Source organism: Thiomicrospira sp. (genome assembly GCF_014859555.1).
GTDB lineage: Bacteria > Pseudomonadota > Gammaproteobacteria > Thiomicrospirales > Thiomicrospiraceae > Thiomicrospira.
On the sequence record NZ_JACUTY010000010.1, the window covers coordinates 41,171 to 47,856 of the forward strand.

Here is a 6,686-nt window from a genome sequence, read left to right on the forward strand (position 1 = left end):
GCAAGCAAATGCGAAGCGCGATACGGATTTTTATATTAAGCCTGAGTTTATTGGTAGCGAATCAAGTTCAGGCTTTAAATGTGGTGGTGTCGATTCCGCCCTTAGCCGCGATGGTGATGCCGTTATTGGATGAAGATGATGAGTTGCATGTTTTGCTCAGCCCGGGGGCGTCTCCGCATGGTTTTCAGCTCAAGCCCAGCCATATGCGCCAAATTCAAAACGCTGATATTGTAGTGTCGGTCGGCACCGGAATCGATGCTTGGCTGCTGCGTGCGCTGCGTAATTATGATGGTAGCCAAGTGGTGATGCGCCAACAACCAGGCCTGGTGCTTTTACCCAAACGCGATGGTGGGATTTGGCAAGATTTGGATCACGATCATGCACATGAGCACGATCATGGTCATGCTGAGGATGAAGCGAAACCGCTTGAGGATATCCGAACCGATGGGCACATTTGGTTAAGTTATCAAAACGCGCGCCTTTTAATTCAAGAGTTTAGTCAGCAGCTTCAAGCCTTGCAGCCTTTACGGCAAGGCGCGATTGTGGCGCGTGAGCAGGCCACGTTAGACAGCTTAAATGAAGCTCACCAGGCCTGGTGGTTAAAAATGGAACCTTATCAAGCCCAGCGTTTTGTGGTGATGCATGATGCCTATCAATATTTTGAACAGAGTTTTGGTTTGCAAGCCTTAGGCACCATTCATGTGAACCCGGAGGTACCGCCTAGTATGCGTGCGGTGCAAGATTTACGTGAATTGATTCGAGGCCAAAAAGTTAAGTGTATTTTTAAAGAACCACAGTTTCCAGAGTCGCGTTTAGCGCCAGTTTTGCAAGGCTTGGAGGTGTCAATCGGCACGCTTGATCCGCTCGGTTTTGATGGTAAAGTTCAACCTTACGAGGCGTTTTATGATCGGCTAGTGAGTGATTTCACCGCATGCTTCCAGTAACCCCTTGTGTTTGTTTATTGGGTTGGCCGGGGGCGGGTAAAACTCGTTTGCTAAATGGCTTGCAGGCTAATCAAGCTTTAAACTTAAGAGAAGCACCAGGCCTGGTGTTTGATGTGCGAGATGATGAGCAGGGTTGGGTGGTGATTGATGCTCGCAGCCCGATTGAAGATAAAGCTGAACTTACTCAGTTGATGAACGCGGGCGATGCGATTGTATTAATGTTTTGGCAGGAGGTAACCCTCGACCAGCAGGCCTGGTGGTTAGAGCAGTTAAAACAGATGGCGCCTCAAAAACCCTATGCAACCAGTTTATATGAAAGCTTGTCAGGTGCGCGGATTAAAGCTTTGCTAGCCGCGCCCAAAGCGGCGCTTAATCCAGGTTGGCCTGAGTTGCAAAGTTTTGAGTTTTCGCTGCCTAAAGTGGTACTCGAGCATTTAATGTTTGTGCTGGACAGTGCCAAACAAAATCTGGCGGTTGATTTTTGGCGTGTGCAGGCTGTCCTGAACACGCAGGAGTATGTTAATCCAGTCGCACTCGAAGGCACACGGTTTAGATGGGATACGTTTGGTGCTGATAAAGAGTCCATCCCAATAGGGCAGATTCGTATTGTGGGGCGAGGTTTAAATGAGAACGATATAACCGCTTGGTTAGATGCTTGTCATGCGCCTGCAGGCTAGACTTTTTCTGAATAACCAACTAAAATGGTAAGAATTGTTTTAACAAGTGAATTTTCGATGACGCAGACCACTCAATACCAAGAAATTAATGATATTTTGCAAAAAAACCAGCACTACAAAGAAGGTTTTTTTACTACAACAGCAGTGGAAACCTTTGCGAAGGGTTTGAATGAATCCGTCGTACGTGCGATTTCGGCGAAAAAGCACGAGCCACAGTGGATGTTAGATTTCCGTCTCAAGGCTTTTAAACATTGGCAGACGATGATTGAGCCGCATTGGGCGAAAGCCGAGTACGAGCCGATTGATTATCAGGATTACAGCTATTATTCCGCCCCCGAATGCGGTAGTTGTTCTGAATCCTGTGATAAAGCATTGGACGGCAAAGATCATACTCAAGCCAATCAGATTGACCCAGAAGTAGCGAAAGCTTTCGCTTCACTAGGGGTGCCGATCAATGATGATGGTGAAGCCAATATTGCGGTGGATGCAATTTTTGACTCGGTGTCGATTTCGACCACCAAGCGTGATGACTTGGCTAAATTAGGCATTATTTTTTGCTCCTTCTCGGAAGCCGTGCATGATTATCCTGAACTAGTTCAGCAGTATATTGGTACGGTAGTGCCGCATCACGATAACTTCTTCGCCGCCTTAAATTCAGCGGTCGCGTCGGATGGGACATTTGTGTATGTGCCACCGGGGGTGCGTTGCCCGATTGATTTATCGACTTATTTCCGTATCAACGAAGCCAAAACCGGCCAGTTCGAGCGCACCATTTTGATTGCTGATAAAGGCAGTTATGTGAGTTATCTGGAAGGTTGTTCGGCACCGGTACGTGATACCTATCAGTTGCATGCCGCGGTGGTTGAGGTGATTGTGCATGAAGACGCCGAAGTGAAATATTCCACCGTGCAAAACTGGTATCCGGGTGACGATGATTGCCAAGGCGGGATTCTGAACTTTGTAACCAAGCGTGGAATTTGCGAAGGCAAAAATTCAAAACTGTCTTGGACCCAAGCGGAAACCGGTTCGGCGATTACTTGGAAGTATCCAAGCTGTATCTTAAAAGGTGATAACTCAATTGGAGAGTTTTATTCGGTAGCCTTAACCAACCGTCGCCAACAAGCCGACACCGGGACTAAAATGATCCATATCGGTAAAAACACCAGCAGTACGATTATTTCCAAAGGCTTGTCGGCTGGGCGCAGTGATAACACCTATCGTGGTTTGGTTAAAATTCTACCGTCAGCCGAAGGCGCGCGTAACTTTACCCAGTGCGATTCGATGTTAATTGGTGATCAATGTGGCGCACATACCTTCCCTTATATTGAGGTGGAAAATCCAACCGCTCAGGTTGAACACGAAGCCACCACCTCGCGCATTGGTGAAGACCAGTTGTTTTATTGTCAACAGCGCGGCATTAGTGAACAAGATGCGATTTCCATGATCGTAAACGGTTTCTGTAAAGAAGTGTTTAAAGAGCTGCCGCTCGAATTCGCACAAGAAGCGGAAGAGCTGTTGGCAATAAGCTTGGAAGGCTCGGTCGGTTAAGTTTAATTCGGTTCAGCAAGTTGGTTTTGTATCTATTTAAACCAACCGGCTGAGCAAATACAATCCAATTTTTAACGCAAAAGCAAAGACGAAGACTATGTTATTAAACATTAATAATCTACACGCCCAGGTCGAAGAAAAATCGATTTTGAAGGGCATAAATTTGCAACTGAACCCAGGTGAAGTCCATGCGATTATGGGGCCAAACGGCTCAGGCAAAAGTACCTTGTCGAGCGTTTTGGCTGGCCGCGAAGAGTATGAAGTAACTGAGGGAAGCGTTCAATACGACGGTGAAGATTTGCTGGAAATGGATGCCGAAGCGCGAGCACGTAGAGGCGTGTTTCTGGCGTTTCAATACCCGGTCGAAATTCCAGGTGTATCCAATAAGCTGTTTATGCAGACGGCTCTGAACGCGGTGCGTAATGCACGAGGCCAGCCGCCATTAGATATGTTTGACTTTGAACAGGTCGCGGCCGAACAAATGAAAAAACTCGAAATGTCGCCGGTTATGTTGGAGCGTTCAGTGAATGTTGGCTTTTCGGGCGGCGAAAAGAAACGTAACGACATTTTTCAGATGGCGATGTTAGAGCCTAAACTTTGCATTATGGATGAAACCGACTCGGGGTTAGACATTGATGCTTTGCGCATCGTGGCAGAAGGGGTCAATGCTTTGCGCTCACCCGATCGCAGCTTTCTAATTGTCACCCACTATCAACGTTTGTTGGATTACATTAAACCCGATCACGTGCACGTATTGTATGACGGCCAAATCATTAAGTCGGGCGGTTTTGAATTAGCACAAGAATTAGAGGAGAAGGGGTATGACCACCTTATCCAAGCCTATCAAGAAGCATAGTCCGGTCGCGCAAAACGCGATGAGCTTTTATCAGCAGCAGGTTGAGGCGTTAATCGCGTCTGAGTCGGATGTGGCTTTGGTCGCGTTTCGGCAACAAGCCAGCCAACACTTTGCCGAGCAAGGTTTTCCGACACGTCGCGACGAAGACTGGAAATACACACCGCTAAATGCGTTTTTACAAACCCATTATCACCGTACCGGTGTGGCGCATGTCAGTGACGTTGATATTAAGCCGTTTTTACCACCGTTTGATGTGATGCATTTGGTGTTTGTGGACGGTTATTTTAGTGAACGTTTTTCAGATGATTTGAGTGAGTTGCCGGATGGTTTGAGCATTGAGTCAGTTAAAGATGCACTGGACTTTAAGCAAGGTTATACCGCGTTTTTATCGCATGAAATGGGCATTGAAAAAGAAGCCTTTGGCACTTTAAATTCGATGCTGTTTGATGACGGCGTGGTGATTCAGCTTGAACCGCATTGTGTTGTTGAGCGCCCCATTTTATGTACCTATGTGCAAACTCAGAATGAGCATGCCAATACAATTCGTAACCGTGTCACCCTAGCACACGGCGCGCAGTTAACCTTATTGCAGCAACACGTTAGCTTGAACAATGAACTAAATGCGTTTGATAATGTGGTGACCGAAATTAATGTGGCCGAAAACGCCCTGTTAAACCAAGTGGTATTGCAGGCGCTTAATTCATCGTCTGTGTATTTTGGACTGCAGTTCGTCGATCAAGCTAAAAACTCAATGTTCCGCACTCATTATATTGGTTTGGGTTCGAGTCTTTCGCGTCATCAAAATGTGTTGCGTATGACTGAAGAGCATATTGAATCCGAACAAAGCAGTGCTTGCTTTGCGAATGGGCAGCAAATTATGGATACACGTACCCATACTGAGCACCAGGCCTGGTGGGGCAAAAGCCGTCAGTTGCATAAGTTGGTGTTAGATGATCATGCAGTGGGTGTATTTAACGGCATGATAAAGGTGGCGCGCGAAGCACAAAAAACCGACGGTCAGATGGATAATAAAAATCTGTTGTTATCCGATAAAGCCAAGGTAGATAGTAAGCCACAGCTCGAAATATATGCCGACGATGTGAAATGTTCACACGGTTCAGCTTCCGGTCAAATCAGTGATGAGCAGATATTTTATCTGCGCGCTCGTGGGATCAATGCCGATGACGCACGCCGTTTAGTCACGCAAGCCTTTTTGCTTGAGCCGCTTGAGTCGATTAGTTTAACGCCGGTGCGTCATTGGTTAGCCGAAAAACTAATGCATAAGCTAAACGCTTAAAACCCTATCGATCCGTCTTTATCACTCAAGCTTTCTTCCATGAAAATAGTCTTGGGTGAGCTAACAATTTTCAAAGGTGAATATGTTTGATCAGGCCGCGCTAAAAGCACAATTTCCAATCTTATCTTTATTTGAAAAAGGCCATCCTTTGGTCTATTTGGATAACGCTTCTACTAGTCAAAAACCCATAAAAGTTATTGAAGCCGTTAATCGTTACTATCGCGAACAAAATGCCAATGTGCATCGTGGCGTATATGGTTTAAGTGAACGCGGCACCGAAGCTTTTGAAGCGGTAAGAGAGCAGGTTCGGAGTTTACTTAATGCGCGTTCTTATAAAGAAGTGATTTTTGTCAGAGGGGCGACCGAAGCGATTAATTTAGTTGCGCAAAGTTGGGGGCGCGCTAATTTGGTGGCGGGTGATGAAGTGATTGTGTCTGAAATGGAGCATCATTCAAACCTCGTGCCTTGGCAAATGCTGCGTGATCAACTGGATATTAAGGTGGTTAAATGGCCAATTAATGCGCAAGGCGAGTTAAGTTTGGATGATTTGGCTAAATTGATTAATCCACGCACCAAGTTGATTGCGGTTACCCAAATGTCGAATGCGCTGGGTACGATTAATCCAATTGAGCAAATTGTAAAACTGGCACGCAAAACGGATATAAAAGTTTTGGTGGATGGAGCGCAATCCATTTCGCATATGGCGGTGGATGTTCAGGCGTTAGACTGCGACTTCTTTGTGTTTTCGGGTCACAAAATGTATGGACCAACTGGTATTGGCGGTTTGGTTGCCAAGCAGGATTTATTAGAAGCCATGCCACCGTATCAAGGTGGTGGCGACATGATTTATTCGGTCACCTTTGATAAAACCGAATACAACGAGCTGCCCTATAAGTTTGAAGCCGGCACACCCAATATTGCCGGGGTAATTGGCTTGGGTGCCGCTATCGAGTTTATTCAGACGTTAGGATTTAAACAAATTGCGAGCATTGAAAACGATTTGCTGAAATACGCCACCCAGCGTTTAACTGAGATTGATGGCTTGCGTATTATAGGTACCGCGAAAAATAAAGGAGCGGTGGTCTCGTTTGTTATAGAAGGCGCACACCCACATGATTTAGCGACCTTGCTGGATCAAGATGGGGTCGCGGTGAGAGCCAGTCATCACTGTGCAATGCCAGTGATGCAAAAGTTTGATGTGCCGGCCACCGTGCGTGCTTCGTTTGGTGTTTATAACACCTGTGAAGATGTTGATCGTTTAGTAGATTCTGTGAATGAAGCGCTGGATATGTTACGCTAATCATCAACTGGGCATCTCGATTAACCCCTGGTTGATTCTGCGGGACTTAAAGGTCACTTATTCT

6 protein-coding genes are annotated in these 6,686 nt (G+C 46.2%); all 6 read left to right on the forward strand.

What is annotated here, in order from left to right:
• The first annotated feature begins 8 nt into the window (after positions 1–8).
• Positions 9–944, forward strand: coding sequence for a zinc ABC transporter substrate-binding protein (locus IBX48_RS03230; protein ID WP_296830667.1), 936 nt, complete (start codon positions 9–11; stop codon positions 942–944).
• A complete protein-coding gene (locus tag IBX48_RS03235) occupies positions 932–1,621 on the forward strand; it encodes a hypothetical protein (RefSeq protein ID WP_296830669.1) in 690 nt (229 codons plus the stop codon). The genes IBX48_RS03230 and IBX48_RS03235 overlap by 13 nt, the downstream gene beginning before the upstream one ends.
• 57 nt (positions 1,622–1,678) lie before the next feature.
• Positions 1,679–3,169 (forward strand): Fe-S cluster assembly protein SufB, encoded by a 1,491-nt coding sequence (gene sufB / locus IBX48_RS03240; RefSeq protein ID WP_296830671.1) that lies wholly within the window; start codon positions 1,679–1,681, stop codon positions 3,167–3,169.
• A gap of 97 nt (positions 3,170–3,266) precedes the next feature.
• Positions 3,267–4,025: a Fe-S cluster assembly ATPase SufC gene (gene sufC, locus IBX48_RS03245; protein WP_296830674.1), complete on the forward strand. Its 759-nt coding sequence runs from the start codon at positions 3,267–3,269 to the stop codon at positions 4,023–4,025.
• Positions 3,991–5,322 carry a Fe-S cluster assembly protein SufD gene (gene sufD / locus IBX48_RS03250; RefSeq protein WP_296830677.1) on the forward strand — a complete coding sequence of 444 codons (1,332 nt, stop codon included), beginning with the start codon at positions 3,991–3,993 and terminating at the stop codon, positions 5,320–5,322. The genes sufC and sufD overlap by 35 nt, the downstream gene beginning before the upstream one ends.
• Positions 5,323–5,404: 82 nt before the next feature.
• Complete coding sequence (locus tag IBX48_RS03255; protein ID WP_296830679.1) at positions 5,405–6,622, forward strand: cysteine desulfurase; 1,218 nt, start codon at positions 5,405–5,407, stop codon at positions 6,620–6,622.
• The last annotated feature ends 64 nt before the right edge of the window (positions 6,623–6,686 follow it).